The 25,549-nt window shown below is 50.1% G+C and carries 19 protein-coding genes and 1 pseudogene; 15 read left to right on the top strand and 5 right to left on the bottom strand.

Annotated features, from left to right (window positions below; all coding sequences use genetic code 11):
- Window positions 1-257: 257 nt before the first annotated feature.
- On the top strand, window positions 258-578 hold the full coding sequence (locus B880_RS0104500; protein ID WP_026042421.1) for a chorismate mutase: 321 nt from the start codon (window positions 258-260) through the stop codon (window positions 576-578).
- A 36-nt stretch (window positions 579-614) separates the two neighbouring features.
- Window positions 615-833 carry a DUF7661 family protein gene (locus tag B880_RS0104495; protein ID WP_017346182.1) on the top strand — a complete coding sequence of 73 codons (219 nt, stop codon included), beginning with the start codon at window positions 615-617 and terminating at the stop codon, window positions 831-833.
- 94 nt (window positions 834-927) lie between these two features.
- Here the strand turns inward: B880_RS0104495 and B880_RS0104490 are convergent, their stop codons facing one another.
- On the bottom strand, window positions 928-1,644 hold the full coding sequence (locus B880_RS0104490) for a helix-turn-helix transcriptional regulator (RefSeq protein ID WP_017346181.1): 717 nt from the start codon (window positions 1,642-1,644) through the stop codon (window positions 928-930).
- 57 nt (window positions 1,645-1,701) lie between these two features.
- On the opposite strand from B880_RS0104490, the gene B880_RS0104485 reads away from it, so the two are divergent.
- Window positions 1,702-2,064, top strand: a complete 363-nt coding sequence (locus B880_RS0104485) for a VOC family protein (protein WP_017346180.1) — start codon at window positions 1,702-1,704, stop codon at window positions 2,062-2,064.
- A 290-nt stretch (window positions 2,065-2,354) separates the two neighbouring features.
- Here the strand turns inward: B880_RS0104485 and B880_RS0104480 are convergent, their stop codons facing one another.
- The gene (locus tag B880_RS0104480) at window positions 2,355-3,191 is read right to left on the bottom strand and encodes an alpha/beta fold hydrolase (RefSeq protein WP_017346179.1); all 837 of its coding nucleotides are present in this window, start codon (window positions 3,189-3,191) and stop codon (window positions 2,355-2,357) included.
- Window positions 3,192-3,458: 267 nt separating this feature from the next.
- Here B880_RS0104480 and B880_RS0104475 point away from each other — a divergent pair, with 267 nt between their 5' ends.
- Window positions 3,459-4,445, top strand: a complete 987-nt coding sequence (locus B880_RS0104475) for a GlxA family transcriptional regulator (RefSeq protein WP_017346178.1) — start codon at window positions 3,459-3,461, stop codon at window positions 4,443-4,445.
- A gap of 178 nt (window positions 4,446-4,623) precedes the next feature.
- Here the strand turns inward: B880_RS0104475 and pckA are convergent, their stop codons facing one another.
- Complete coding sequence (gene pckA, locus B880_RS0104465) at window positions 4,624-6,249, bottom strand: phosphoenolpyruvate carboxykinase (ATP) (RefSeq protein ID WP_017346176.1); 1,626 nt, start codon at window positions 6,247-6,249, stop codon at window positions 4,624-4,626.
- 156 nt (window positions 6,250-6,405) lie between these two features.
- Between pckA and B880_RS0104460 the strand changes: the two genes are divergently transcribed.
- The 8 genes and pseudogenes from B880_RS0104460 to B880_RS0104435 all read left to right on the top strand — a co-directional run bounded on the left by B880_RS0104460 (window position 6,406) and on the right by B880_RS0104435 (window position 17,851).
- Window positions 6,406-7,296, top strand: coding sequence for a LysR substrate-binding domain-containing protein (locus B880_RS0104460; RefSeq protein WP_017346175.1), 891 nt, complete (start codon window positions 6,406-6,408; stop codon window positions 7,294-7,296).
- A 283-nt stretch (window positions 7,297-7,579) separates the two neighbouring features.
- Entirely contained in the window at window positions 7,580-7,846 is a 267-nt protein-coding gene (locus B880_RS0104455; RefSeq protein ID WP_017346174.1) for a hypothetical protein, read from the top strand.
- A gap of 15 nt (window positions 7,847-7,861) precedes the next feature.
- Window positions 7,862-14,422 carry a hypothetical protein gene (locus B880_RS0104450; RefSeq protein ID WP_017346173.1) on the top strand — a complete coding sequence of 2,187 codons (6,561 nt, stop codon included), beginning with the start codon at window positions 7,862-7,864 and terminating at the stop codon, window positions 14,420-14,422.
- Window positions 14,344-16,005, top strand: coding sequence for a putative adhesin (locus B880_RS0104445; protein ID WP_017346172.1), 1,662 nt, complete (start codon window positions 14,344-14,346; stop codon window positions 16,003-16,005). The genes B880_RS0104450 and B880_RS0104445 overlap by 79 nt, the downstream gene beginning before the upstream one ends.
- A 217-nt stretch (window positions 16,006-16,222) precedes the next feature.
- Window positions 16,223-16,333 (top strand): annotated as a pseudogene (locus B880_RS27030) (IS66-like element accessory protein TnpA); the annotation flags it as partial.
- A complete protein-coding gene (locus tag B880_RS27300; protein WP_443146812.1) occupies window positions 16,310-16,486 on the top strand; it encodes a hypothetical protein in 177 nt (58 codons plus the stop codon). The pseudogene B880_RS27030 and the gene B880_RS27300, both read left to right, overlap by 24 nt.
- Window positions 16,444-16,689, top strand: coding sequence for a hypothetical protein (locus B880_RS27295; protein ID WP_083482066.1), 246 nt, complete (start codon window positions 16,444-16,446; stop codon window positions 16,687-16,689). Before B880_RS27300 ends, B880_RS27295 begins: the two co-directional genes overlap by 43 nt.
- Window positions 16,690-16,882: 193 nt before the next feature.
- Window positions 16,883-17,851: a bifunctional helix-turn-helix transcriptional regulator/GNAT family N-acetyltransferase gene (locus B880_RS0104435; protein WP_026042420.1), complete on the top strand. Its 969-nt coding sequence runs from the start codon at window positions 16,883-16,885 to the stop codon at window positions 17,849-17,851.
- 598 nt (window positions 17,852-18,449) lie between these two features.
- On the opposite strand, the gene araA is transcribed toward B880_RS0104435, so the two are convergent.
- Window positions 18,450-19,952 carry an L-arabinose isomerase gene (gene araA / locus B880_RS0104430; protein ID WP_017346169.1) on the bottom strand — a complete coding sequence of 501 codons (1,503 nt, stop codon included), beginning with the start codon at window positions 19,950-19,952 and terminating at the stop codon, window positions 18,450-18,452.
- Window positions 19,949-21,649, bottom strand: coding sequence for a ribulokinase (locus tag B880_RS0104425; RefSeq protein ID WP_017346168.1), 1,701 nt, complete (start codon window positions 21,647-21,649; stop codon window positions 19,949-19,951). The genes araA and B880_RS0104425 overlap by 4 nt, the downstream gene beginning before the upstream one ends.
- A gap of 355 nt (window positions 21,650-22,004) precedes the next feature.
- Here B880_RS0104425 and B880_RS0104420 point away from each other — a divergent pair, with 355 nt between their 5' ends.
- From B880_RS0104420 to araH, 3 genes are read left to right on the top strand one after another with little or no spacing between them, the layout of a single operon-like run.
- The gene (locus tag B880_RS0104420) at window positions 22,005-22,988 is read left to right on the top strand and encodes an arabinose ABC transporter substrate-binding protein (protein ID WP_017346167.1); all 984 of its coding nucleotides are present in this window, start codon (window positions 22,005-22,007) and stop codon (window positions 22,986-22,988) included.
- Window positions 22,989-23,003: 15 nt separating this feature from the next.
- Complete coding sequence (gene araG / locus B880_RS0104415; RefSeq protein WP_017346166.1) at window positions 23,004-24,524, top strand: L-arabinose ABC transporter ATP-binding protein AraG; 1,521 nt, start codon at window positions 23,004-23,006, stop codon at window positions 24,522-24,524.
- 14 nt (window positions 24,525-24,538) lie between these two features.
- Window positions 24,539-25,528, top strand: coding sequence for an L-arabinose ABC transporter permease AraH (araH, locus tag B880_RS0104410; RefSeq protein WP_017346165.1), 990 nt, complete (start codon window positions 24,539-24,541; stop codon window positions 25,526-25,528).
- Window positions 25,529-25,549 lie beyond the last annotated feature (21 nt).

The following is a 25,549-nucleotide window of genomic DNA, read 5'->3' as shown; positions in this document are numbered from 1 at the left end:
TCCCTGGAGGCTCTGCCGCTGCATCCATGCAGCGGAAGCTTTACTCTACTCCCCACCATCCCCGCCTTTATGTGAGTGATGTGCAGACCATTTTTCGTGCGTTTCAGACAAGCAAATGTTTAGTTGGCTAATATGATGAATACCTTCAGCGACTCCACTGAGCAATCTTAAGGCTCTCTCGCACACACAATGATAAAAGCCTCTGTGTTACCTTAACGAGACTGAAACGACACATTTCAATGGGGATTTCATGGTTCATGAATAACAACGAAGAAAGAGCCAATCAATGTACTGACATGACAGAGATTAGAGCTGAAATTGATCGTATAGACCGTGAGGTGATCGCACTATTTGGTGAGCGATATGCATTTGTTAAAGCCGCATCGCAATTCAAGAAATCACCTGATCAAGTCAAAGCGCAGTCCAGATTCGACGCTATGCTCAAACAACGCGGGGTTTGGGCTGAAGAGCAGGGGCTAAGCGCAGACCTTATACAAAAAATTTACGGGGATCTTGTTAACTGGTTTATCTCAGAAGAGATGAGGCACTGGGCAGAGCAGCAACCCGATCTACCATAACATTCCAGTTACTCAATTCCTGAGAGGGCACCAATAATGCTGATCTACAACGTATTTGGACGACATATTGGGGTAAAACGTGAGGGTGAACGCTGGTTGGTATTCCGTGCAGACCTAACGGAACGAAAATTTTCCCGGATTTACGACATCGCTATTCCGGACGAGATGTCAGAGGATGAGCTCCCGGGCTGGCTGGGCGATATTTTCCATGAAGCTGCAACAGCGCGTTATCCTGATGTAAAACAGATAGAATAAGACATTTGTGCGTACCTGTTGAGCACCGCGATTTTACATCTGAATAAGGATTCTGCCACTTTCAGCATGGCAGGATCTTTTTAATACATTTGGTTTAGTCGTGAACAGGCTCCTGGTTATCCAAGCCCGCGCTACGCCACATACGAAGTAATATATTCCGGGAATGCGGGTATGTATCCTGCAAAATCTGGATAAATGTTAATCGAGTTAGATCGAAATGACGGAAACTATTACGTTTCTCACACCATGCCGCAAGAATAATATTGCTGGAGAAGTAACCTAAAGCAAAAGGCCATATTGTCCTTTCACTCACATTACCCATCATATCTCTATAAGCTACGCGAATTTTACGTCTCTGCCTGATGGCGTTTCGGAGTGAGTTCAGGTTTTCAACGTTATTAACGTTATTCTGCCTCTTACCGACTAGCAGCGTAGATTCATCAAAAAGTGACTGTAGCTGTGGTGGGAGATTCTGGCGGACCTTACCTGTGACCTCAGATGCCGCTTTTGCAATTTCTCCATCACCATGTGTGGCTACCCAGCGTAAACCAAGCGCAAGTGCATCGAGTTGCTCAGGTGTAAACATCACTGGCGGTAAGTGATGGCTCCGGGAAAGAATAAATCCCGTACCGGCTTCCCCCTGAATGTCGGCTCCCTGAGCGCGCAGTGCGCCAATATCACGGTAAATCGTGCGAAGGCTGACAGAAAGTTCTTCAGCCAGTCTCTGTCCACTTACCGGATAGCGATGCTGATAAAAAATCTGCAGAAGATTTAAGAGGCGTTCTGCACGTTTCGGTCCTGATGCTGACATGTTCTGTCAATGCTCCCTGCAATAGTGACATTTCATTGTATTTAAGGATAGATGCTCATGATACCTAACCTGATTATTCTTTATGTAGATAACACAATTGTCAGCAGCAAATTTTATCAAAATCTGTTCGATATCGAACCATGTGTGATGCTTCCAACATGGGCGGCTTTTACATTCGATAACGGCCTGAATCTCGGATTGTGGTCAACAACGGCGGCTGACTTTATATCCTGCGGTGAGGGCAATCGAACGGAGTTAAGTTTTATGGTTAAAGATGTTCAGGCCGTTGATGCCCTTTATCAGCGTTGGACAAGAAACGGAGTGCAAATAGAACAGGAACCCAAACAGGCTGTTTTTGGCAAAACGTTTGTAGCGCTAGATCCCGATGGGCACCGTATTAGGGTATGCATACCAGATTAAGAAGTACTGATACTGAAAACCCTATTTGTCCGTTTTGGCAATCAGATGTATGTGATAGGTGGCAACCTTGCAACGACGCTGGCTACCTTGGTGCGGTCTGTATCCGTGCGTTCCAGTCGCAGATGGCGGGGAGTGCCGTAAAGACGCCGTGAATCCCACCCTGGAGGCTCTGCCGCCGCATCCATGCGGCGGAAGCTTTACTCTACTCCCCACCATCTCCGCCTTTATGTGGGGGGTGGTGCAGACCTTCGTCGGTGCGTTCCAGTCGCAGATGGCGCTTTTGGTATCCTTTAACTCCTGGCGAAAGCCAGCAAATCAGGGTTAATTTTTTCAGGATGGGTCGCGAACATTCCATGCGGCAGACCCGGATAGGTTTTCAGGGTGCCATGCTTCAACAATTTGACTGATTTATGCGCGGAGTCATCGATTGGCACTATCTGGTCATCTTCACCATGCATCACCAACACCGGCACGGTGATGGCTTTCAGGTCTTCAGTAAAGTCAGTTTCTGAGAAGGCAGCGATACAGTCGTACTGCGCTTTAGCACCGCCAGCCATTCCCTGACGCCACCAGTTGTTTATCAAGCCCTGGATGACATTCGCGCCAGGACGGTTGAAGCCATAAAAGGGACCTGCTGGCACGTCGATATAAAATTGTGCGCGATTAGTTGCCAGAGCAGAACGGAAACCGTCAAATACTGATAACGGCAAGCCCTGCGGATTGGCGGGGGTTTTAAGCATGATTGGGGGGACAGCACCCATCAAAACAGCCTTAGCGACCCTGCCTTTCTCAGCATGAGCGACATAACGTGCCACTTCGCCACCGCCAGTAGAGTGGCCAATGTGAATGGCGTCCTTCAGATTCAGCGTCCTGGCGAGTTCAGCCACGTCTGCCGCATAAGTCGTCATATCGTTACCGGTATCGGTTTGATCGGAACGTCCGTGACCACGACGGTCATGGGCGATAACGCGATAACCTTCAGATAAGAAGAACAGCATCTGATTGTCCCAGTCGTCAGCACTTAACGGCCAGCCATGGTGAAACACGACAGGTTGTGCACTCTTTGGGCCCCAGTCTTTGTAAAAAATCCGGGTGCCATCTTTGGTCGTAATGATGCCGTTACTCATAGGGATATCTCCTGAAGGTAATGATAATAATGTTATCCCCTGGGCGAGGGAGGAGTGAGAAAGCCCAATACTTGCCGATAGTGTGCTGCCAAGAATTAACAGTTCACGCCTTGAAATATTGAACTTCTCAATTGCTGCGCCTGACATATGCGCTCCTTTACAATTTTTCAGGTCATCGTAGTGATGGCCTGTGGAACATATTGTCAGGCAATACCTGAGCAGATACACTTGTCATATATGACATTATAAGTGTTAAAAGTGACAAATATGAATTCTGCAAAAAGTACGATAGTCGCCGAGATTGGCCTGTTGATTTACCGGGACTGCCAACTCGCCGCAGTGTACGGGCTGACCGACATGTTCAGGATCGCCGCTGACTGGGCTATGAGCATTTCTGGAGAGGATCGCAAACTGGCGATCCGCGTTTCACACTGGCAGGTAAATGAAGAGGGCGATACGGTGGAATGTGTCTGGGATAGCCATCCAGATGAATCCCACCGGATAAGTTATCTGATTGTGCCGCCAAGTCTGGTGATGCCAGCGCTGATGACCTCCATGAAGGTGCCTGCTGACTGGATGAGTACGCTTTATAACCAAGGTGTCACGCTGTGTTCCGTTTGTGCAGGCGCATTTGTTCTGGCCGAAACCGGGTTAATTAATCGCCGCCGGGCAACAACGCATTGGGCCTTTGCGCAAACATTAGCCGATCGTTTTCCAGAGATAGACGTTGTAGCTGAAAAAATGGTTATTGACGATGGCGATATTATTACCGCCGGTGGCATTCTTGCCTGGATAGACCTGGGGCTAACGTTGATAGAGAAAATATCAGGAACCAGCACAATGCTTGCCACTGCCCGCTTTTTGCTGGTCGATCCTCCCAGACGTGAACAAAGTCCCTATGCCGTATTTATCCCTAATTTTGAACATGGCGACAGCAAGATTTTGCTTGTCCAGCACCACTTGCATGCCTGCTATTCCGAGCAGCACAGCATTGAAACGATGGCTGAACGGGTGTCCTTGTCACCCCGGACTTTTCTCCGTCATTTCCAGAAAGCGACGGGATTGAGGCCGACGGATTACTTGCAACAGGTCAGGATAATGAAAGCGCGGGACGCACTGGAGCTTACAGCTCGTCCTGTCGATGTGATCGCGTGGGAAGTGGGATACACCGACGCTTCTGCCTTCCGCAAGATCTTCCGCAAAATTGTGGGCGTGACACCTGGCCAGCATCGGCAACGTTTTAGCACTGAATAATTGGGTGCGCTTGTTTCTCATTTTCCGGGATGAGGTGGAAAAGCGGCATGGGTGTGATCGACGATAAAAATAAAAAAACGCTGCCCGGCGTTTATGCGCAGGGCAGCGTCAGATCTGTCAGATATCAGCGCGTTATTTTCGGCAACAGCGCGTCACCGTTTCACACTCTGGTTCAGGCTTACTGCCCTAACTTCGGGCCTGCCTGAGCAATGCGCGCACCGGCTTCGTTACCGCTGTACTGTTGGAAGTTATTGATAAACAGCTGCGCCAGTTTCTCGGCAGCTTCGTGCCACTGTGCCGGGGTTTCCCAGCCGTTACGTGGATCAAGGGTATTCACGTTCACGCCAGCAATTTCCTGCGGAATAGCGAGGCCAAATATCGGCAAGGTTTCCTCGCGCAACGCACCGGTTTCCCCTTCGAGGATGGCATTGACGATCTGACGCGTATCCTTCAGTGACAGGCGCTGACCTTTGCCATTCCAGCCCGTATTCACCAACCACACTTCAGCGCCGCTCTGAGCGACTTTCTCCTGCAGCACATCGGCATACTGCGTTGGGTGCAGCATCAGGAACGCTGCGCCATAGCAGGCAGAGAACGTTGGCGTCGGCGCTGTAATGCCGCGCTCGGTGCCAGCCAGTTTCGAGGTAAAACCAGACAGGAAGTGATACTGCATCTGTTCTGGCGTCAAGCGAGAAACCGGTGGGAGCACCCCGAAGCCATCTGCCGCGAGGAAGATGATGCGAGAAGGGGCCCCGGCGCGAGAAACCGGCAGCACGATATTCTCGATATGTGACAGTGGGTAGGAGACACGAGTGTTCTCAGTTTTGCTGCCATCGGCATAATCTACGCTGCCATCTTCTCTGACCACGACGTTTTCCAGCAGCGCGTTACGGCGGATTGCGCCATAAATTTCCGGTTCGGACTCTGCTTTCAGATTAATGGTTTTCGCATAGCAGCCGCCTTCAAAGTTAAATACGCCGTCTGCATCCCAACCGTGTTCATCATCACCAATCAGCTGACGACGTGGATCGGTCGACAGGGTGGTTTTACCGGTGCCGGAGAGGCCGAAGAACAGCGCCACGTCACCTTGTTCACCGCGGTTTGCCGAGCAGTGCATTGAAGCGATACCCTTCAGTGGCAGCAGGTAGTTCATCACTGAGAACATCCCTTTTTTCATCTCGCCACCGTACCAGGTACCGCCGATCAGCTGAATATTTTCCGTCAGGTTGAAGGCAACAAAAGTCTCTGAGTTTAACCCTTGTTCCTGCCACTGCGGATTCACGCAACCTGCGCCGTTAATGACGGTGAAGTCAGGGGTAAAGTTTGCCAGCTCATCGGCCGTCGGTGCGATGAACATATTTTTGACAAAGTGCGCCTGCCACGCCACCTCAGTGACAAAACGTACCGCCAGGCGGGTATCAGCACTCGCGCCACACCAGGCATCAACGATATAAAGCGCTTTTTCCGAAAGGTGATCGGCAACCAGCGTTTTCAGCTGCGCCCATACCTCAACGGACATCGGTTTGTTATCGTTGCGACCCTGGCCTGCATCGGACCACCACAGGGTATCTCGGGTCACATCGTCGCGAACGATGTACTTATCACGCGGAGAACGGCCAGTGAACTCGCCGGTATCAACGGTCACCGCACCAGAAGTGGTCAGGAAACCGCGCGCTGGGCCTTCAAGGTTGGCTGCGGTTTCATGTTCGAAGAGCAATTCATAACTCGGGTTGTAAACGATCTCGCTGACATCGTTGATGCCAAGGCTGGAGAGATGTTGCATGACAGATGTAATTGCGCTCATAGAATACCTTGAATCATTGCATGTATGGCGAGGCGGCAGTCACCGACCCGATTGATAAGCGGATATTAGCACTGGCTTTTTGATGCAGAAATTGCATATAAATCATTTGTCATGTAAAAATTGCATAGAAATGGGGGCTGTAATCGGAGCAAAGAAATGCTAAGTAATCTTGAAGTGAAGTGGTTTTATGATGTGATTGCTCTGGAAGAGTGTCGTAGCTTTACGCTGGCGGCAGAAAAACGGAATATTTCGCAGTCCTCGTTCAGCAGAAGGATTCAGGCACTGGAATCTAACCTGGGTTTTAGCGTCTTCAATCGTGAAGTGAATCCTCCGCAATTGACGCCGCAGGGCAGGATATTTGTCGGCTATGCCAGAAATATGATCGACGATCTGGACTTCCAAATCAGCCGCATCAAGGGAGAGGATAAGCTGAAGCAAAGCATCCGCATTGATGCCGCGCCTTCACTTTCCGTCCTGCTGCTGCCTGATATCTTAGCGGATTACCGCGACAGCCCGGATAAGGTGTTCTTTGTTGAATCGATTAACGTCAATGATGCCGTGTTTAATCTCAAGGAGGGGAAAAGTGATTTTATCCTGTCCTTTTATAATGAAGAACTGATGAATTATCCGTTTATTCACCATAAAATCTTCGACTCTGCTTTGCACCTGGTCTCACCCTGCGATCAGCGCGGCAAGCCCATCTACTCAATAAATGGCGAGAGGCTGCCGCTGGTCAAATATGCCAACGATAGCTATATGGGGCGTCAGGTCAACCAGGTCATTGACCGCATTCCGAACACCACATTTATGCTCACCTTTGTCTCCTCCATGAGCGAATTGCTGAAAAGAATGATACTGAAAGGCGATGCTGTGGGCTGGCTGCCTAATTACTCGATTCAGAGTGAGCTGGAAGAGAGGAGGCTGGCGGTCATGGATTACAGCCTTTCGCTGAAGATTTCGGCGTATGTTTATCGCTCCGGCGCACGTTTAAATCTCACGGCGGAACGATTCTGGCAGTATGTGAAGGGGCGAAATATTGAGTCTTAATCGAAAAGGATTCTGTCCCAGGTGGGTTTGAGCGGGCCAAATCATCAACTTTGCTGACTTGCCAACGTTAATGCAACAGTACCCTTGACAGCTTACCTGACAGTGGCTTTACTTCAGTAGCATACCTTTACTGTATGCACCTTCCCATTTCTGGCACTCGCCAAGAGTGCAGTCCGCATTATCGACTGAAAATATAGGCTTATTTTAACTGTTCCATGACGTCATATGTCTCTTCGCAAGTGCAGTTTCGTGGTTGAATGACCAGAATATTATAGGGGAACTTATGTCTGAACACGACGTTGGCAAGCGGATAAAGGGTGACATTTCAGAAGAGAATATTAAAGATAATAGTCTGAATGAAGGTCATGTAAATATGTCTTCATCTTCATCTACACCCATAATTAATGGCCCTGTTGATGCTGTGATGGGCAGGCATATACTCGCAGGGATAGAAGGGCAGATGCCTGAATTTTATGAGTTTTCTCTGTCGGGAGAAAACAAGACTTACATCAGGACGGAGGCACTTAAACACCTGCAAGGAGAGATCTAGACCTCAATTAAACATTTGACGGAAAAAGGGAGTGCACTACCAGAAACTATAATAAACAGTCTTGCTTCCCTGGAAAACTATAAAGATAAAAGCAGTGCCTTTAATTATTTTGGTGTTTTTATTGAAGGTTTCATTCATTTCCGTCAGAGGCATTATAACGAAAATAACAGTCCGCAAAAAATCCTGTTTGATAAAAACAGCCAGCAACAGAGGCTGAACGACAGGCACAATAAGATAACACAACAGACAAACCTGCTGGCTTCTCGCCTGAGCGGCTACCTTGCCCGAACATTTGCGTTGCTGTACCAGGCACAGCAGACAGACCTGAGTCCATGGAGTGAGGTCGAAACACGCGCCCGTGGCACCCTGATCGCACAGCTGCTACCGGTCTCTTACGGTAAATTCGGCCTGAGTGAACGGCTGATTCAGGAGACACGTGCCACGCTGGACGGCAACACGCTGGCGAATATGAAGATGAACAACCTGACTCATGCGGCAACGTGGAAAGAGAGGCAGAGGCGGGAAAAAGGCTTGGTGTCATCCAGCACAGCCACAGATCGGATAGATAATAACGTAGCCCACGCGCTGGAGGATTTTTTATTCGAGCCGGAAGGGGGGCTGGCTGACACAGCGGATAACGAGTCCGGTATGTCAGTGGCGTCAATGTCGGGTCAGCTGGCCTTGCTATTGCAGGGGATCAGACTGACGGTTAATGCTGCCTCAGTGCTGCAGCAGAGTGGGCGTTATGCCGCCGTGCCTGATGAGGATATGCGTTTTATCGATCGTATTGCCGGTAGCGGTGAAAAGATGTTCGCGCTGGTCAGCGCCCTGAAATCGGTTGTTAACAGTGCCGCCCCGACAGCGCACACACTTAATGATGTTCCGGAAAAAAGCGTTGCTAAACAGGCCAGTGTATCCTTTTATCTCCTCGGCAGGCAGGTCCCAGTCAGTGTAACCCGTTTTTTTCAGCCGATTATGGCGCCTGTCAGGCGGCTATTTCGGGTTGAGACAGCCGGTTTTGCTGAAACAAGAGACCTGCTGAAGAACAGCCTGGGCATGCACACGCTGACCACTGCAGAAAAATCGGCTGTGTTACAGGCTGTCGTTATCGTTAAAAACTTACTTCAGCAGACAGGGGCAAATATTCAGCGGGTTCAGTTGGCGGCAGAGCCCTTAAGCGCAGCATTACGCTACCGGGCAGCGCTGGAAGCGCTGCTGAAACAAGGGAAAACGTCGGTGCTGGACAGCGAATTAGCGCGGCAGCGGGATGTCTGGCAGGAAACGATAGTACAGCAGAGAGCAGACCTTGAAGCATTTATTAAGCAAAAAAGGATACTCTTGCATCAGGAGGATAGCGACGCTTTACAGCGGCTTCTTGCGGAGGTGCTGGGTATCGATGGGGCAAACCTGAGGTCTGCCGGGCTGCTGAATGACATTTTTAGCGAGCTGAAAGGATATATCCGCTTCATTACCAGAGCAGAAGAGGAGATAGCAAGCACGCCGGACTATCTGACTAAAACCAGAGTGGAATACACCGACTTATCAACAAGGCTCGCCCCGCTTTTATTTCAAACAAAGGAGCTTCGGAGCCTGCTGAACATGAGGGTATCGGAGTGGACTGGTCGGGAGCCGGGCAGCTTCTCACGCAGTGGCATGCTGGCGAAGGGGATTGCGGCCTGGCACCAGGAACGCAGGAAGGGATGGCTGGAAAACATCGCGTCGACGGAACAGGCAGATGCGGGAAAACAGTACGATGCGGCGTTTGTCACGCTGATAAAACCTTTCCTGCCAATACTGGCGAAGCAGCATGACGCCGGGGGCGAGGTCTTGCTGCAACGCATCCAGACAGAGATGGCTAACGCGGCCGCTGGCGCGATAATCTACCCGACCACGATGGCGGAGATGCTGGGTAATCAGAAAACGATGACAGAGGCGCTGCAACATTCAGCTATCCGCGGCCTGATACGTCAGGGTCTCCAGGCTATTTTCGGCAGCGCGACGCTGGTGCCGTCACTGGCGACGCTGCCCATGCGCATTCTGATTCGCTCACTGTTAACCGGTGCCCGGGTCGCGTATATGAGCCACAAAGGGGCGCAGGCGGTGCGGCTGGGAGAGGGCAGTGCGAAACTGGAAGCGCGTCAGTACGGGAGAAACGCGTTTGCCCAGGCCGCAGCGAAAACGGCACTCGGTGCAGTGAAGCCGGTACAGAGCGCGGTAGGGATTGCGTTTCTGCTGTACGAGGTTTATCAGGGAGAGACGAAAGATGCCGTCAGGCGCCTGGCCAGCGAACTGCCGGTTGAGCTAGGCTTCGAGAGTATCCGCGCGGTGGCGCTTAAGTACAGGGAAATACAGAGTGAGGCTGAAAGAGAAGAGACCCGGCTAGGGATACAGCGTCTGTTAGGGAAGCTGTCGCAGGAGAGTCTCACCGATTTGGATGCGAATACGAATAATGAGCTGTCACGGATTTCCGACGGCGATGACCCCGAGCTGGCCACGCTGGCGAAAAAACTGCAGGCATTACCCGGCAGCCGGTCTATTCGCATGCGTCGCTCGTCACAGCCTGGTAGCTATTATGATCGCGCAACCGGCACCATCACCCTGGGCTCGGGTGCGTCGGATAAGGAACTGATGCATGAAATTGCCCATGCGTTATCCGCTCATCAGCTGGTTGCCGGCCGGGAAAAACCGGATAGCCCGTTGGGTCAGCATGTGCGAGCGCTTGAGCAGTTGCGCATGAAAGCGCGGGATGCTTATATCCGCATGGGTGGCAATGATGGCGATACGCGGTATTTCCTTGGTATCGATATGAACGGGAATGCACCTGCGGAGGGGACAGAGCTGGAAGAGTTTGTCGCTGGGCTGTACTCAGGTAACCTGGAGTTTATCGCGTTTCTCCGCAGTATTGATGCACAGGGCAACAGCCTGCTGTCGCGCGTTATCAATCTGCTGTGTCTGCTGCTGGGGCTCGAGCAGGAGCAGGAGAGCGCCTTTACCCACGCGATTTGGCTGAGTGACACGATCATGGGCACGCAGTTGGCCGCAGGGGAAGGGGAGGCTGACGGGCTGCTAAATATTGGGGTTGGTCCTGGTAGTGGTCTCAATAATCGTGGTAGCACTACTCGTGGTAGCACTACTCAGACAACACGAACTGCACCACCCTCTCAGGAGAGTACCTGGGGGAGTATGACAGCATTCCCGAAAGGCTATGACCGCACTACTTTTGTGGCATGGCTGACCAGAAAAAGCCAGAATGACCGAAACAGTTGGATAGACCGGAGTAGTCTCAGTACTGCTGCCAGAAGAGATTTAGGTATCTACCTGGCAGAAAATCATTTCATTTATGACCGCATGGTGTCTGGAGAAGAATATTTTTCCTGGGTCAGAGAATTCAAAGGCTGGCCGGCTAATTTTCAGAATGATAACCGGATTGTGGGGATGTTTCGTGATGTAAGAGCTGATGCCAAATTTCCTCCAAGCAAAGGGCTGCGTTTCGATCTGAAAGATAATAACGGGAACATTTTATTTGAAAAAACATATTATCCGCAAGACCGTGGAAATCATGCAAGTGATCCATTGGTATGGCATGCTAATATACTCAGGCAGATAGAAAGAGATATGCGGATGCAACCTAAAGGTAAACGCATTGCTATTCACCATCTCACAAACTACGACTCAGCTAATCCTGGTATCGGCTCTGGGATTACTGGCAGTAAATATAAAAATTTTTTTGTTACTGAAACAGGCAGTTCAGTTTCCAGTGCTAACTTTCAATTTGTCGGTGCTGAAAGCCCGGTTGCCAACAGCAACCTTGCAAAGGGAGATATGTCAGACTACGCAGCGCTGAATCAGTACCTTATCAATGAGGATGATAAATCCATAGATGAAAAGAAAGAACAATTTATTAACACTATGATTGTTGCTAGCACCGCGGATGACGATGAAGTTAAAAGCATCAACGATTTACTCGTCGTGGTATATGACGCTAATAAGACATGGGAAGCCGTAATGCTTGATGAGTATCTTACTAAACCGAAGTATTTAGATGCTAAATATAGTATGGTGGTTATTTCCAAACCAACCAACATGGATACTTGGAAGTTTGATGCAACCAGCATTCCGAAGTCTTACCCACAATTGCAGCAGTTATTCCAGTCAGAGCACTTTCGACAAAAATATGGCCAATTTAAGATCAGTGAAGTGGATGGACCAGAACAGGATGTCTATGACGAAAATAATAGGCCCAGAGAGCACATCCAGGATCGGGCACGCTGGAAATCATCAGGGCAAAATCTTTCCACTCATACGCATACGACAAGAGATCTGACTTTTGGTGAAAAAATCGTGGTGAGTGTCCATAAAGAGGGTAACCTGTTAGAATATATGAATTTCTCTATCCCCAGGGAGCATCTTAGTAAAGAAATGTGGCCGGGCTATGTTGCTTTAATAATTAACGAGCATATGAAATTTGTCAGGGTAGGGGAAACGGACATCACTGACTCGTCACGGAGAATTCTTCCACAACCTAACGGTAATAATACTATCTGGACAAGGTATGGTGAGACGGTAAAAGTGGCAATCATCAGATATGGAAGCGCTGCAATTCATCCACCCTTAAATAACAGGCCTTGGCAGGTTCCTGACGAGGAAACCTGGTCAGAGACCCCACCCGTACTGAATCTGCCCACGATCACTGGATCAGATGAGAGATTGGTATTATGGGTAGAAGACAGAAGAACAGATGATGTCGTTGAGTGGATAGGTATTCCCCCCACAAATGCCAATACATATAAAGAACACGCTGAATCAATTAATTCCCGAGCCAGCCATATTCGTGTTGGGGAGCTTAATAACGGGGTTATTACGCCGAGGGAGGGGCCCGGAAACATTATCTGGGTAGATAATGAAAATTACGTTGTGAAATATTCACTCGCCCCCGCGTCATTTTACGATACAAATAAACAGAAAATACAAAAGCACCAGCTATTAACACTGATGGAGGGGGGTGCAGAAAAAACAAAATCACATTTTAGCGGCAGTGAATCCAATCTATTTTATGCGATCCCTCGTGATGAGTTAAGACAAATTATCAATTTATCTCCAGGAGATGTGAGGGATGAAAAAAATAGAATTTTTCAAGGGTTGGAGAGTATAAAAATCCGACCAGAACCCATTGAAAACATCGTTGAGATCAAAGAAATTAAGGGATTAATCCATGAATCCACTAAATTTAAGAGCGATAGCTATATTAATCCGCCAGCAAGAAGCAATGCTTCTGTGTTAAATTATGCTAAAATAAACGCCATTCGCTTTATGCTTTATAAATATCCGGATCTTGCAAGCAGTAATGAAAGCCCATCAGCCAGTGCTTCTGAGGATGATTTACTCAAAATACTAAATGAAATTTATCCTGTCATGACTGAGGAACAAAAGGAAGAGTATTCTTTTATTAACGCATTATATTGGAATATTTCAAGCGCCACTAATTTAGCAATGGCGCTTTCTACCAAATTAAAAAATAATCTTGATGTTCTCTCGCTAAGAAAAGAGATTATGGATAGTTACTACCAATATTTGTCTGCCAACGATAGTTGGCATGGGCCTGGAGCCAATGCAATAATGCCAAGGGGTAAATTTGACAGTGATGGTGCATATTATCAGCAATTCAATTATTATACTAATACAGGTGAGTCACTCAAAGATGGAGTTACAGAAGGCGAATCATCAGAGGAACAGGACGTTATCGACAATAAAGCCACCAATAGTGATATTAAAGCTCAGGAGCATTTAGATGATGCTATATTAAAAGTAGTATGGAAAAAAGAAATCAGAATATCAAAAAGTGATTTAGATAAAAACCATAGTGTTGAATTTAAAACCACAGTAGCCGTGGCATCAGGCGACAGAACGGTGCCAGAGATAACGTCTACCAGCAAGTTTTACACCTTAAGGGATATCCTTTTAGGTAATATTTATCGTGATGAAAGTCGTGGGATAATGTCTGATTTTTCTGTTGAAGATATTTCTGGTATTAATGGGGTAAATAAGAGCAACCTGGATGGAATAACCAAAGATATTGATCAAGAGTTAAGAGATGGAGTTGAGAAGCTTGAAAGCTCACCTGAATTTAAAACATCAGTCAAAAGTGCCTATGATAAAGTGCTCGCTGGTGTTTTAATAGAAATATTAAAATATAATCAAAATAATGAAGTCATAGATACAATTAATAAGTATATCGATGGAGTCATTAATCTGGAAACAGTCAGTGTCCGTAAGCACGGAATATTTTCTTCAACCAAATATCAAATTCCCGGAGTGGTGGCATTAAGAGGTCCACATAGAACCCTGTTAATCTCCTTAGAAAAAGGTACTTACCGAATTATAAGAACTTCTAATGCAGTGATGAGAGTTGGATCGAATGTGGAAACTTTTATCAATGAACACATATCAAGATATGATTATGAAAGAGAAGAATATAGCAAAGGAAGGACAAGGTGGATATGGACCTTTTTGATTGGAGGGGGTCTAATATTTCTCACAAAGACGAAGTTTTGGAAAAGCTTTTTGATAGAGCTATGAGAAGATTGCTTGCCGATTTTGACTACTATACTTATAACCCTCGGGAGAGAGATAAAGAACGAATGATTGGGCATGCTAAACAACTATTACTCGCCGTCACCGCTATCGCAGGTGTAGTTACCGTGGTGGCAACAGGACCGGTTGCTGCTGCGGCTTTAGCTACAGGTTTAGCGGCAGAAGCAGCAGAAATTGCGTTAAGTGCAGAGCAGATGAGAAGCGCCGATAGAGGTGACAAATATCTTGATGCTTATACTGACGTGTTTGTTGGCACAATATTGCTTTCCACATTTGGTGTGAGTGATCTTAACGCCCTGGTTAGAATTGCTGCAAAATCGCGTGGTGAATTTACTGCAGCAGTGAAATCTGCGCGGAAAATTGCGAATGAGCTTAAAGAGGGGGGCTCTGCCAAATCTCTTCTTAAAGAGGCTACTGATCTGAATAAAGCATCTAATCATGCGAAACGTGTTATTGATGAACAGTTAAAAAATGGTGTGATTAATCAGGCTCGTCATAAGGAGTTAACAGATTCCGTTACAGAAAGGAATGCAGGGATAACAACCTTATCCCCTACCCCTACGCCTACCCCTACCCGTATCCCTAGCCCTAGTATACAACCTGCTGTTGTACCGCAGCCCTATGTACCTTCTCAGTGGAAAGCGGGAACACCTCAGCCATCGCCGTACGATCTGACCAATTTTAATTATCAGGTTGATAGCAATGGCCCTTGGCGGCTTGTTTATCCCCTTGATGATAAGGCAGATACTTTAACGTTATTTAACCACGGGAAATATTTTTCTTCCAAACCCACGACAGCAGTACCAGAGGGCATTAAGATAGAGTTTGTTACGCCCCATGGTTCTGCTGCCTCCCTACCCGGGGAGAGAAGTTTTATGCATAATGAAATAATGCCTTTTTCTACCGTTGATCATAAGAAATTTACTATTTCTTCTTATAGAGATCCTCAAAAAACCGAGTCGGTCCCACTGAGTGACATAAGAGATATAATACTGGGTCCAGGGAAAAAACCAAAGGTTTCGGATGATGAAAAAAGAGTGTTAGCAACCGGGACTGACAAAAAAGGAAGCATTATTAATTATATAAACCTGCCATTTAATCCTGATAAAGGAACAGGAAATTATGTTGAAAGCGATTTTGTTCGCTTTACGGAGAAAAACCGCGTGGCTCAAGATAGTGCAAATCATGCAGACATTAAGGAGGGGCTGAATATTCCGAGTAATCAGTCATTTACTCCTGCAGAGAAAACAGACTTTCTATTTTTAGACAAGGATGCTTCCCATGGGCTAACCAGCCAAGCGCTGGAGATAGCAAAGGAAAAGGGATATAAAAAAGTGAGACTGCTGCATTGCCGGGTTGAACGGGGTAAAGAGGCGGATGCAATGGTATACCATATTAATCCTCATATACCTAAGGACGTTGGAAATTTAGCGGGTTCTGGTGAGAAGCTATATATGATTGAGTTTGACTTAATAAATAACACCGTGAGAATCATACCAATGACACCGGTATCGGCAGTAGCTAATGCAAGCGATATTGATGTTGAGGAGACTAATTCAGCAAATTAAAAACTACGATTACATGGTTGCTGACTTTTTGTCTGACTGGTGTATATACATTTTCCTTAATGAGAATGAGAGGAATATGTCGCAAATTGTGTTTAATAAATGGGGCAACAGCCGTCAGCAAGGCTCCCAGTTGTCATCATGAAGACGGCCTCGCTCAAGGGGTCTGTCGCATTTAGGCATCGTCAGGTAACTATCATTTTTTAATGGACACTATCGCGTGAAACACCGGACATGGCTCCTTGAGGTACTTCGCCTCCACTTTGAAGAAAAACTGCCGCGTATTGAAGCTGGACGCCGGTTCAGCATCCCCAAAACGGCGGCAGATTCTGCACTGGCAGCGAAATTTCTCAGCAGAGAGGACAGTAAAGTCCTGCTGGTTATCGGGGCAGGGCCAATAGCACAGGCACTTGCACACGCCTATCTGCACATCAACCGGCCCTGGAAAAAATCATTTTGTGGAACCGTTCACCACAGAAACTAGAGCCGCTCATCACGTCGCTTCAAGAGACAGGCAGGGAGGTGAGCCTTGCCAGTGCCCTCGATTCAGCCGTGCGACAGGCAGATATCATCACTTCAGCAACCAGCGCGCTCACCCCATTGATTGAGGGACGCTGGGTGCAACCCGGTACTCACGATTACGGAAATGCCGCCTTAAGGATAATAGTTTTCCGCAGGCGGCTCTGAATGTTATTTCCTGCATGATATCGCCAGAATGTTCGACTAACCTTGACCACGCTTTCAACAATGAAGACATTGAGGTAGACCTTGTTAATCGATGGTGAGCGGGCTTCACGTTGTTTGCGACATTAAGTACGGCCTTGACAAGCTTCAGCCAGAGATGGTTGTATTGTGCAACCATCTTCAAAGGGCAATCCTGATGATTTCAGAGCTTCAGAACATAAAAAACATACGTGCTGCATCACGTTTAATGGTGCGGGAGCTGGGTTTCATGAACCAAAATCTGGCCGCAACTGATTATCCTCCCTCAGCAGTTCACTCATTGCTTGAAGTTGAAGCCCATGGGGCAGTGACAGCTGCTCAACTAGTGCATATTTTGGGGCTTGAGAAGTCAAGCGTGAGCCGTATGCTCGCAAAGCTAGTTGAGGCAGGAGAACTTGAAGAAAATATTTCTGCTGATGATGCAAGGACTAAGCTACTAAGCCTCACCAGTAAGGGCAAAGATACTGTTCACAACATAAATGCTTACGCTGACCAACGAGTAGCAGCAGCATTGGCAAAGCTCGACCTGTTTAGTCAGGCGGCTGTATCACAGGGTCTTTCTTCATATTCCAGGGCGCTGAAAGCCTGTCGCGAAAACACCGAAGAGAAAATACAAAGCAACTTCCAAATAGTCACGGGATACCATCCAGGTATGATTGGCCGCATTACTGAAATGCATGGAGGTTATTACGCCAGAGAGCATAATTTCGGCCACTTTTTTGAGGCTAAGGTTGCTGTAGGCCTTGCAGATTTTTCGGCCCGCCTGGATAAGCCTTGTAATCAGATTTGGCTGGCGATGGTAAACGGGCGCGTAGTTGGCTCAGTGGCTATTGACGGTGAGGATTTGGGGAACAATGAGGCGCATCTGCGATGGTTCATCCTTGATGATGGTTGTCGCGGTAGCGGACTGGGCAGAAAGCTCATTGAAAAGGCGATAATATTTTGCGAAGAACAAAAGTTCTCAACGGTACAATTATGGACGTTTAATAAACTTACCGCGGCAAGAAGATTGTACGAATCATTTGGATTTGAATTGTCGAAAGAATGGGAAGGTGATCAGTGGGGCACCACCATTACTGAACAACAGTTCACCCGTATCAACATCGCTCGCCATTTATCATTTTGACTGCTGAGAGAATTTTTCAATGTCAATGCATCGAAATTTTAGCAACGTTCGCTTCTGGCACACAGCGTACGCTTATTTTGCAGAATGTCATCTGGAATCCCACATCGAAGCTCGATCTTCTCGCAGCGATGATATGGTTTGAGGGGCAGCCAAGGGGGGTATGATAGCGAGAGCGTCACTTTCAGTGTCAATGCATCGAAATTTTAGCAACGTTCGCTTCCGGCACTCAGCGTACGATTATTTTGTGGAGCTACAACGAAGCTCGGGCTTCTTGCAGCGGTGATATGGTTTGAGGGGCAGCCAAGGGGGGTATGATAGCGAGAGCGTCACCGCCATGGACGGCGGTGTCGATCGGCAGGAGCCAGGTTCCCGAGCGGTCATACCCCTCTTGGTTGACCTTACCTCCCAACCTATAACAACCAGACTCCAGACTCCAGACTCCAGACTCCAAAGCCAAAAGCCGCGATCTTCGTCCGTTCCCCACAACCTCGCCAAATCCTGCCCTGAAAAAACCACTAAACCCCACTCGATAACAACAAAAAAGCCAACCTCATCAGGTTGGCTTTTCACACAACACGGATCACGCTGAACCCGGCATTTAACGCTGCAAACGATAGTAAGCCTCGTTCCAGCGTAACTGATCTTTAAATCCCGCCAGTCGGGTTTCGGCATCAATCACGACGACTTCAATGCCGTGCATCTCGCCGTATAAATACATATCTTCCAGCGTTAATGCCTGACTAAACACCGTGTGGTGCGCGCCACCGGCCAGAATCCATGCTTCGGATGCCACGGCCAGCGAAGGTTGCGCACGCCACAATGCCCGAGCCACCGGCAACTGCGGCAGGGCGAGGGGCTGTTCCACGGTATCGACAACGTTAACCAGCAAACGGAAACGGTCACCCAAATCGATCAGCGAAGCATTAATGGCAGGGCCGGCAGGGGCGGAAAAAATCAACCGTGCCGGATCGGCTTTGCCGCCAATACCGAGAAACTGCACATCCAATAGCGGCTTCTCCTCTTTGGCAATGGAAGGGCACACTTCTAACATATGTGAGCCCAACACCAAATCGTTGCCGGGGGCAAAATGATAGGTGTAATCCTCCATAAACGACGTGCCACCGTGGCGATCGCCCGCCAGCACCTTAAAAATATGCAACAGTGCGGCGGTCTTCCAGTCACCTTCACCAGCAAAACCATATCCCTGTTGCATCAGACGCTGCACCGCCAGACCGGGTAGCTGTGCTATTCCATGCAACGTCTGGAAATTACTGGTAAACGCCTGACATCCTTCATGGTCGAGAAACTGCTTCAGACCCAACTCGATACGCGCGGCATCCAGCACATTCTGCCGCTTAGCGCCGCCAACTGCCGCATCAGCACTAAAACGATACTGACTCTCATACTCATCGAGCAACGCATTAACCGCGCCATCGCTCACGCTGTTAATCACCTCCGCCAGATCCCCCACGCCCCAGCCATTCACGGCATAACCAAACTGGATCTGCGCTGCGACTTTATCGCCCTCGGTCACGGCAACCTCGCGCATATTATCGCCAAAACGCGCTACCTTCAGCCGCTGACTGGCGCGCTTCGCCTGGGCGGCACGTATCCAGTCAGCCACGCGGCGATGGGTGGCTAAATCCTGCCAGTGGCCGGTCACCACACTGTGCTGCAACCCCATTCTGGCACCGATAAAGCCAAACTCGCGGCCACCGTGCGCCGTCTGATTCAGGTTCATAAAATCCATATCCATACTGTCCCACGGGATCTCAGCATTGAACTGGGTATGAAGCTGTAACAGCGGTTTTTGCAGTACCTTCAGTCCTGCGATCCACATCTTCGCAGGGGAAAACGTATGCAGCCAGACGATAACACCGGCACAATCCTCATCGTAACTGGCGGCACGACACAAAGCGTAAGCTTCATCTGGCGTCTTCACTAACGGCTTCAACGTCAGTAGCAACGGCAGTGCTGCCTGCTGATTCAAACCCTGAACCACCTGTTGCGCATGTTGCTCCACCTGGCGCAAGGTCTCCGCGCCATACAAATGCTGCGTCCCAATCACAAACCACACCTGGGCATTTTTCTCGACGATCATTTGTCACTCCTTACCTGAGCAGAAAGGGCATCGGGTGCGTACTGTGGTTCCAGCACGGCACACCACTGTTCATAGCGTTGATAAAGTTGTTGGTAGCGCGCAACGCGCTGCGGATCGGGTTGCAGACTGTGCTCGACCGGACTTGCCATCGCCTGTTGTGCGGCAGCCACATCGTCGTACACCCCAGCGGCGACGGCGGCGAAAATGGCCGCCCCCAAAGCACAGCACTCATCGGAAGCCACAATATCGAGCGGGCGCTGCATCACATCCGCGCAGGCTTGCATAATCGCCGGGGACTTGCGGGCAATGCCGCCAATGGCAAGCACGCTCTGTACCGGAATGTCTTGCTGTTCAAAACAGTGCATGATGGCGCGTGCGCCAAAAGCGGTGGCGGCGATCAGCCCGCCAAACAGGGCTGGCGCATCCGTCCCGAGATTGAGATTCCCGATCACCCCTTGTAAACGCTGATTGGCATACGGCGTGCGCCGTCCGTTAAACCAGTCCAGCACCAGCGGGAGATTGCCAAGCTGGGGATCGGCTACCCAGGCGGCGGTCAACTGTGATAACAACGACTGCTGTAGGGCGGCCAACTGCGGTTGCAGTTCCGGCTGCTGCTGAGCCGCCTGTTGCAGTGGCCAGCTAAGCAAACGCCCAAACCAGGCATAAATATCCCCAAAGGCAGACTGGCCCGCTTCAAGACCGATGCTGCCGGGCACCACGCTGCCATCTACTTGCCCACAGATCCCTTTGATGGCGCGAGCGCCCACCCGCTGTGGGTCGGCAATCAAAATGTCACAGGTAGATGTGCCGATCACTTTCACCAACGTATAGGGCTGCGCGCCTGCGCCAACCGCGCCCATGTGGCAATCAAATGCCCCTCCGGCAATGGCGATACCCACAGGCAAATTGAGACGCTCGGCCCAGGCCGCGCTGAGCTGTCCCACCGGCCGGTCGGCAGTGGAAGTATGTTCAAACAGGGGGACGTCTAACTGTTGTGTCAGCAGCGGATCGAGTGCGCGCAAAAAATCAGCATCGGGCAGACCTCCCCAACTGGCATGCCACAGCGCTTTATGCCCCGCGGCACAGCGGCTGCGCTGTAAAAGCGATGGCGCGGTGGTATCGCTTAACAAAGCCGGAACCCAGTCACACAGTTCCACCCAGGAAACGGCGGCTTCACGCACGGCGGCATCGGCCCGTGTAATGTGCAGAATCTTGGCCCAAAACCACTCGGAAGAGTAAACCCCGCCAACAAACTGGCTGTAATCGCGAAAACGCCCGCTGTGACACAGGGCAGTGATCGCTTCCGCCTCCTCAATGGCGGTGTGGTCCTTCCACAGCACAAACATGGCGTTGGGATTGGTGGCGAACTCCGGCCGCAGGGCCAGCACCGTACCGCTGGCGTCAATGGGGGCCGGGGTTGATCCCGTGCTATCGACGCCGATACCCACAATGGCTTTTCGCTGCTCAACCGTTAAGGCCGCACTGAGCTGACTCACGGCGGCGGTCATGGCTTCAATGTAATCCTGTGGATGATGGCGAAAGCGATTTGCATGAGGATCGCAGAACTGCCCCTGTTGCCAGCGCGGGTAATTCACCACCGTCTTATGTAGTTCAGTGCCGCTGGCGCATTCCACCGCCAGTGCGCGTACCGAGTCACTGCCAAAATCCAGCCCAATCGTTATGGCATCAACACGCATCGAAACTCTCCTGATCAGTTAGCTGTTTTCATCCTGCGAGAAGGTGATTGATCAGGGTTAGCCGTTGCTGGCTGACAATATGTACGAATCGGCTATCGGTAGCAGAATCGTGATCCATAGCAAAGTGAAGCGGAGGTTAACTCTGCTGAATGTATGGACGATTCAGTCATCGTTTTGAGATGTGATAGCGCTCTCTATCTTTGTGCATTTTTCCCGCTAAATAATAGCCACAAGAAGCAGGTCCATGGTGGGGTTTTTGGTTAACTCACTGTTTTTAAATCTACATGCTTGAAATCAATGTTGTTGGTAACGCTTACACTACGCGGGCCGAAAGGCGCGAAACCCGGAGAACAATATGCATAAATTAGCCAAAACATTTGCTGCCCTGAGCCTCGCCGCGCTTATGTCACATTCTGCTATCGCAGAGACCCTCAAGCTGGGTTTTTTGGTTAAACAGCCAGAAGAACCCTGGTTCCAGACTGAATGGAAATTTGCCGATAAAGCAGGCAAAGACCTGGGGTTTGAGGTGATTAAAATCGCGGTGCCAGACGGTGAGAAAACCCTGAATGCGATTGACAGCCTGGCCGCAAGTGGGGCGAAAGGGTTTGTCATCTGTACCCCCGATCCGAAGCTGGGATCGGCGATTGCCGCCAAAGCACGGGGTTACGGCCTGAAAGTGATTGCGGTAGACGATCAGTTTGTCACCGCGAAAGGAAAACCCATGGACAGCGTACCGTTGGTGATGATGGCCGCGACGAAAATCGGTGAGCGTCAGGGCCAGGAACTCTATAAAGAGATGCAAAAACGCGGCTGGGATGTGAAGCAAACCGGGGTCATGACCATTACGGCAGATGAACTGGATACCGCTCGCCGCCGTACCAGCGGCGCGATGGACGCGCTGAAAAGTGCTGGCTTCCCGGCGGCACAGATTTATCAGGTCCCGACCAAATCCAATGACATTCCCGGTGCATTTGATGCCGGCAACTCACTGCTGGTGCAGCACCCTGAAGTGAAACACTGGCTGATTGTCGGTATGAACGATAACACCGTGCTGGGCGGTGTGCGTGCCACCGAAGGGCAGGGATTCAAGGCTCCGGATGTGATTGGCATTGGCATCAACGGGGTGGATGCGGTCAGCGAACTCTCGAAAGGCCAGCCCACCGGCTTTTATGGATCGTTACTGCCAAGCCCCGATGTTCACGGCTACAAAAGCAGCCAGATGCTCTATGACTGGGTGACCAAAGGCACTGAACCGCCGAAGTTCACGGAAGTCACCGATGTGGTGTTGATCACCCGCGACAACTTCAAAACTGAGCTGGCGAAAAAAGGCCTGATGTAACGGCAGGAGATAACCATGGACAGCAACAGCGCGTACCTGAGTTTTCACGGCATCAGTAAAACGTTTCCGGGCGTAAAAGCGTTGCAGGAGATCACCTTCTCCTGCCATGCCGGCCAGGTACATGCCCTGATGGGCGAAAACGGGGCCGGGAAATCTACGCTGCTCAAGATCCTCAGCGGCAGCTATCAGCCCAGTGCGGGCGAGATTCGTCTGGAAGGGAAGGTGGTTAATTTTACCCACACGGTAGATGCCCTGAATGCGGGGGTGGCGATCATCTATCAGGAGCTGCATCTGGTCCCGGAGATGAGCGTGGCGGAGAACATCTGCCTCGGTCAGGTGCCACATCGGTTTGGCCTGGTGAATCGCAGTCTGTTACGCGATCGGGCCTTGCAGCAACTGAACAAGCTAGGCATGGCGATAGATCCTGATATGCCGTTGAAATACTTGTCTTTGGGCCAGTGGCAAATGGTGGAGATCGCTAAGGCGCTGGCGCGGGATGCGCGTGTCATTGCTTTTGATGAGCCAACCAGTTCGCTGTCAGCACGGGAAATCGAACATCTGTTTCGGGTGATTCGACAACTGCGCGCCGAGGGACGGGTGGTCCTGTACGTCTCGCACCGTATGGAGGAAATTTTTGCCCTCAGCGATGCCATCACCGTCTTTAAAGATGGCCGCTACGTGCGCACCTTCACCGATATCGCACGTACGCGTCAGGACGATCTGGTGGCGGCGATGGTAGGGCGCAACCTGGGCGATATCTATGGTTATACCCCCCGACCGCAGGGAGAAGTCCGTCTGGCGCTGGAACAGGTTCAGGCGAAAGGCGTACGTGAACCCATCTCTCTCACCGTGCGTCGTGGGGAAATTGTGGGCCTGTTTGGCCTGGTAGGGGCAGGACGCACCGAGCTGTTAAAGGGGATCTACGGCGCAACCACCCTGCGTGGCGGCCAGATCAAACTGGACGGCCAAACGTTGCGCATCCAGCAACCCATGGATGCGATTCGCGCGGGCATCATGCTGTGCCCGGAAGATCGCAAAGCGGAAGGTATCATTCCACTGCATTCGGTAAGGGATAACATCAACATCAGCGCCCGGCGGCATAACCTGCTCGCGGGCTGCCTGATCAAATCTGACTGGGAAGCCCATAACGCCCAGCACCATATTCAGGCGCTCAACATTAAAACGCCCCACGCGCATCAGCCGATCATGCACTTGTCCGGTGGAAACCAGCAGAAGGCGATACTGGGCCGCTGGCTATCGGAAGAGATGAAAGTGATTTTGCTGGATGAGCCGACGCGCGGCATCGACGTGGGGGCAAAGCATGAAATCTATCAGCTGATCTATCAACTGGCCCAGCGGGGCATTGCGGTGCTGTTTGCCTCCAGCGATCTGCCCGAGGTGATTGGGCTGGCTGATCGGGTGGTGGTGATGTGTGAAGGTGCGATTGCGGGCGAAGTCAGCCATGCCAATGCCCATGAACAGCAGATTTTGCGTCTGGCTATGCCAGTGACTCACGCCCGGACAGCCGAGGCATGAAAGAGGAGAACTCAATGTCTTCAACTACTACGCAACAGGGCGCACAGCCCGTTGCTCGCAGCAGTATTGCCTTTGGCCGCATCTGGGATAACTTTGGCATGTTGGTGGTTTTCGCGCTGTTGTTTATCGTCTGCGCGATCTTTGTCCCTAACTTTGCCAGCTTAATCAATATGAAAGGGCTGGGCCTGGCGATGTCAATGTCTGGCATGGTGGCCTGCGGCATGCTGTTTTGCCTGGCTTCCGGTGATTTTGACCTGTCTGTGGCGTCGGTCATTGCCTGTGCCGGTGTCGTGACGTCCGTGGTCATCAATCTGACCGAAAGCCTGTGGCTGGGGGTGATCGCCGGTTTAGCACTGGGCGTGGTCACCGGTTTTATCAATGGGTTTGTCATTGCCCGGCTGAAAATCAATGCCCTGATCACCACGCTGGCGACCATGCAAATTGTGCGCGGCCTTGCCTATATCTTCTCTGACGGCAAAGCCGTAGGCATTGAGGACGAACGCTTCTTTACGCTGGGTTTTGCCAGTTGGTTAGGCATTCCTGCGCCGGTCTGGTTGACGATTATCACCCTCGGGCTGTTCGGTTTTCTGCTGAATAAAACCACGTTTGGCCGTAACACCTTATCCATTGGTGGGAATGAAGAAGCCTCACGCCTGGCGGGCGTACCGGTGGTCCGGACGCGCATCATCATCTTTATGCTCTCGGGACTGGTCTCTGCGGCGGCGGGCATTATCCTCGCTTCCCGCATGACCAGTGGTCAGCCTATGACCTCTTTAGGTTATGAGCTGGTGGTGATCTCCGCCTGCGTGTTGGGGGGCGTTTCACTAAAAGGCGGTATCGGTAAGATCTCTTACGTTATCGCAGGCGTGTTGATTCTGGGTACGGTTGAGAATGCAATGAATTTATTGAATATTTCGCCCTTCTCACAGTATGTCGTGCGCGGTTTGATATTGTTAGCTGCGGTGATTTTTGACCGCTACAAGCAAAAACATAAGACAGTCTGATGTAAACATTATGGGTTGATG

This window comes from Pantoea sp. A4 (genome assembly GCF_000295955.2).
Lineage (GTDB): Bacteria > Pseudomonadota > Gammaproteobacteria > Enterobacterales > Enterobacteriaceae > Pantoea > Pantoea multigeneris.
The sequence above is the reverse complement of the archived record's forward strand: the minus strand, read 5'-3'. Positions and strand labels throughout refer to the sequence as shown.

Excerpts from the sequence above, each read along its gene's own strand:
- B880_RS0104500 (WP_026042421.1), top strand. The coding sequence starts at position 258 with ATGAATAACAACGAAGAAAGAGCCAATCAATGTACTGACATGACAGAG.
- B880_RS0104495 (WP_017346182.1), top strand. The coding sequence starts at position 615 with ATGCTGATCTACAACGTATTTGGACGACATATTGGGGTAAAACGTGAG.
- B880_RS0104490 (WP_017346181.1), bottom strand. The coding sequence starts at position 1,644 with ATGTCAGCATCAGGACCGAAACGTGCAGAACGCCTCTTAAATCTTCTG.
- B880_RS0104485 (WP_017346180.1), top strand. The coding sequence starts at position 1,702 with ATGATACCTAACCTGATTATTCTTTATGTAGATAACACAATTGTCAGC.
- B880_RS0104480 (WP_017346179.1), bottom strand. The coding sequence starts at position 3,191 with ATGAGTAACGGCATCATTACGACCAAAGATGGCACCCGGATTTTTTAC.
- B880_RS0104475 (WP_017346178.1), top strand. The coding sequence starts at position 3,459 with ATGAATTCTGCAAAAAGTACGATAGTCGCCGAGATTGGCCTGTTGATT.
- pckA (WP_017346176.1), bottom strand. The coding sequence starts at position 6,249 with ATGAGCGCAATTACATCTGTCATGCAACATCTCTCCAGCCTTGGCATC.
- B880_RS0104460 (WP_017346175.1), top strand. The coding sequence starts at position 6,406 with ATGCTAAGTAATCTTGAAGTGAAGTGGTTTTATGATGTGATTGCTCTG.
- B880_RS0104455 (WP_017346174.1), top strand. The coding sequence starts at position 7,580 with ATGTCTGAACACGACGTTGGCAAGCGGATAAAGGGTGACATTTCAGAA.
- B880_RS0104445 (WP_017346172.1), top strand. The coding sequence starts at position 14,344 with ATGGACCTTTTTGATTGGAGGGGGTCTAATATTTCTCACAAAGACGAA.
- B880_RS0104435 (WP_026042420.1), top strand. The coding sequence starts at position 16,883 with ATGATTTCAGAGCTTCAGAACATAAAAAACATACGTGCTGCATCACGT.
- araA (WP_017346169.1), bottom strand. The coding sequence starts at position 19,952 with ATGATCGTCGAGAAAAATGCCCAGGTGTGGTTTGTGATTGGGACGCAG.
- B880_RS0104425 (WP_017346168.1), bottom strand. The coding sequence starts at position 21,649 with ATGCGTGTTGATGCCATAACGATTGGGCTGGATTTTGGCAGTGACTCG.
- B880_RS0104420 (WP_017346167.1), top strand. The coding sequence starts at position 22,005 with ATGCATAAATTAGCCAAAACATTTGCTGCCCTGAGCCTCGCCGCGCTT.
- araG (WP_017346166.1), top strand. The coding sequence starts at position 23,004 with ATGGACAGCAACAGCGCGTACCTGAGTTTTCACGGCATCAGTAAAACG.
- araH (WP_017346165.1), top strand. The coding sequence starts at position 24,539 with ATGTCTTCAACTACTACGCAACAGGGCGCACAGCCCGTTGCTCGCAGC.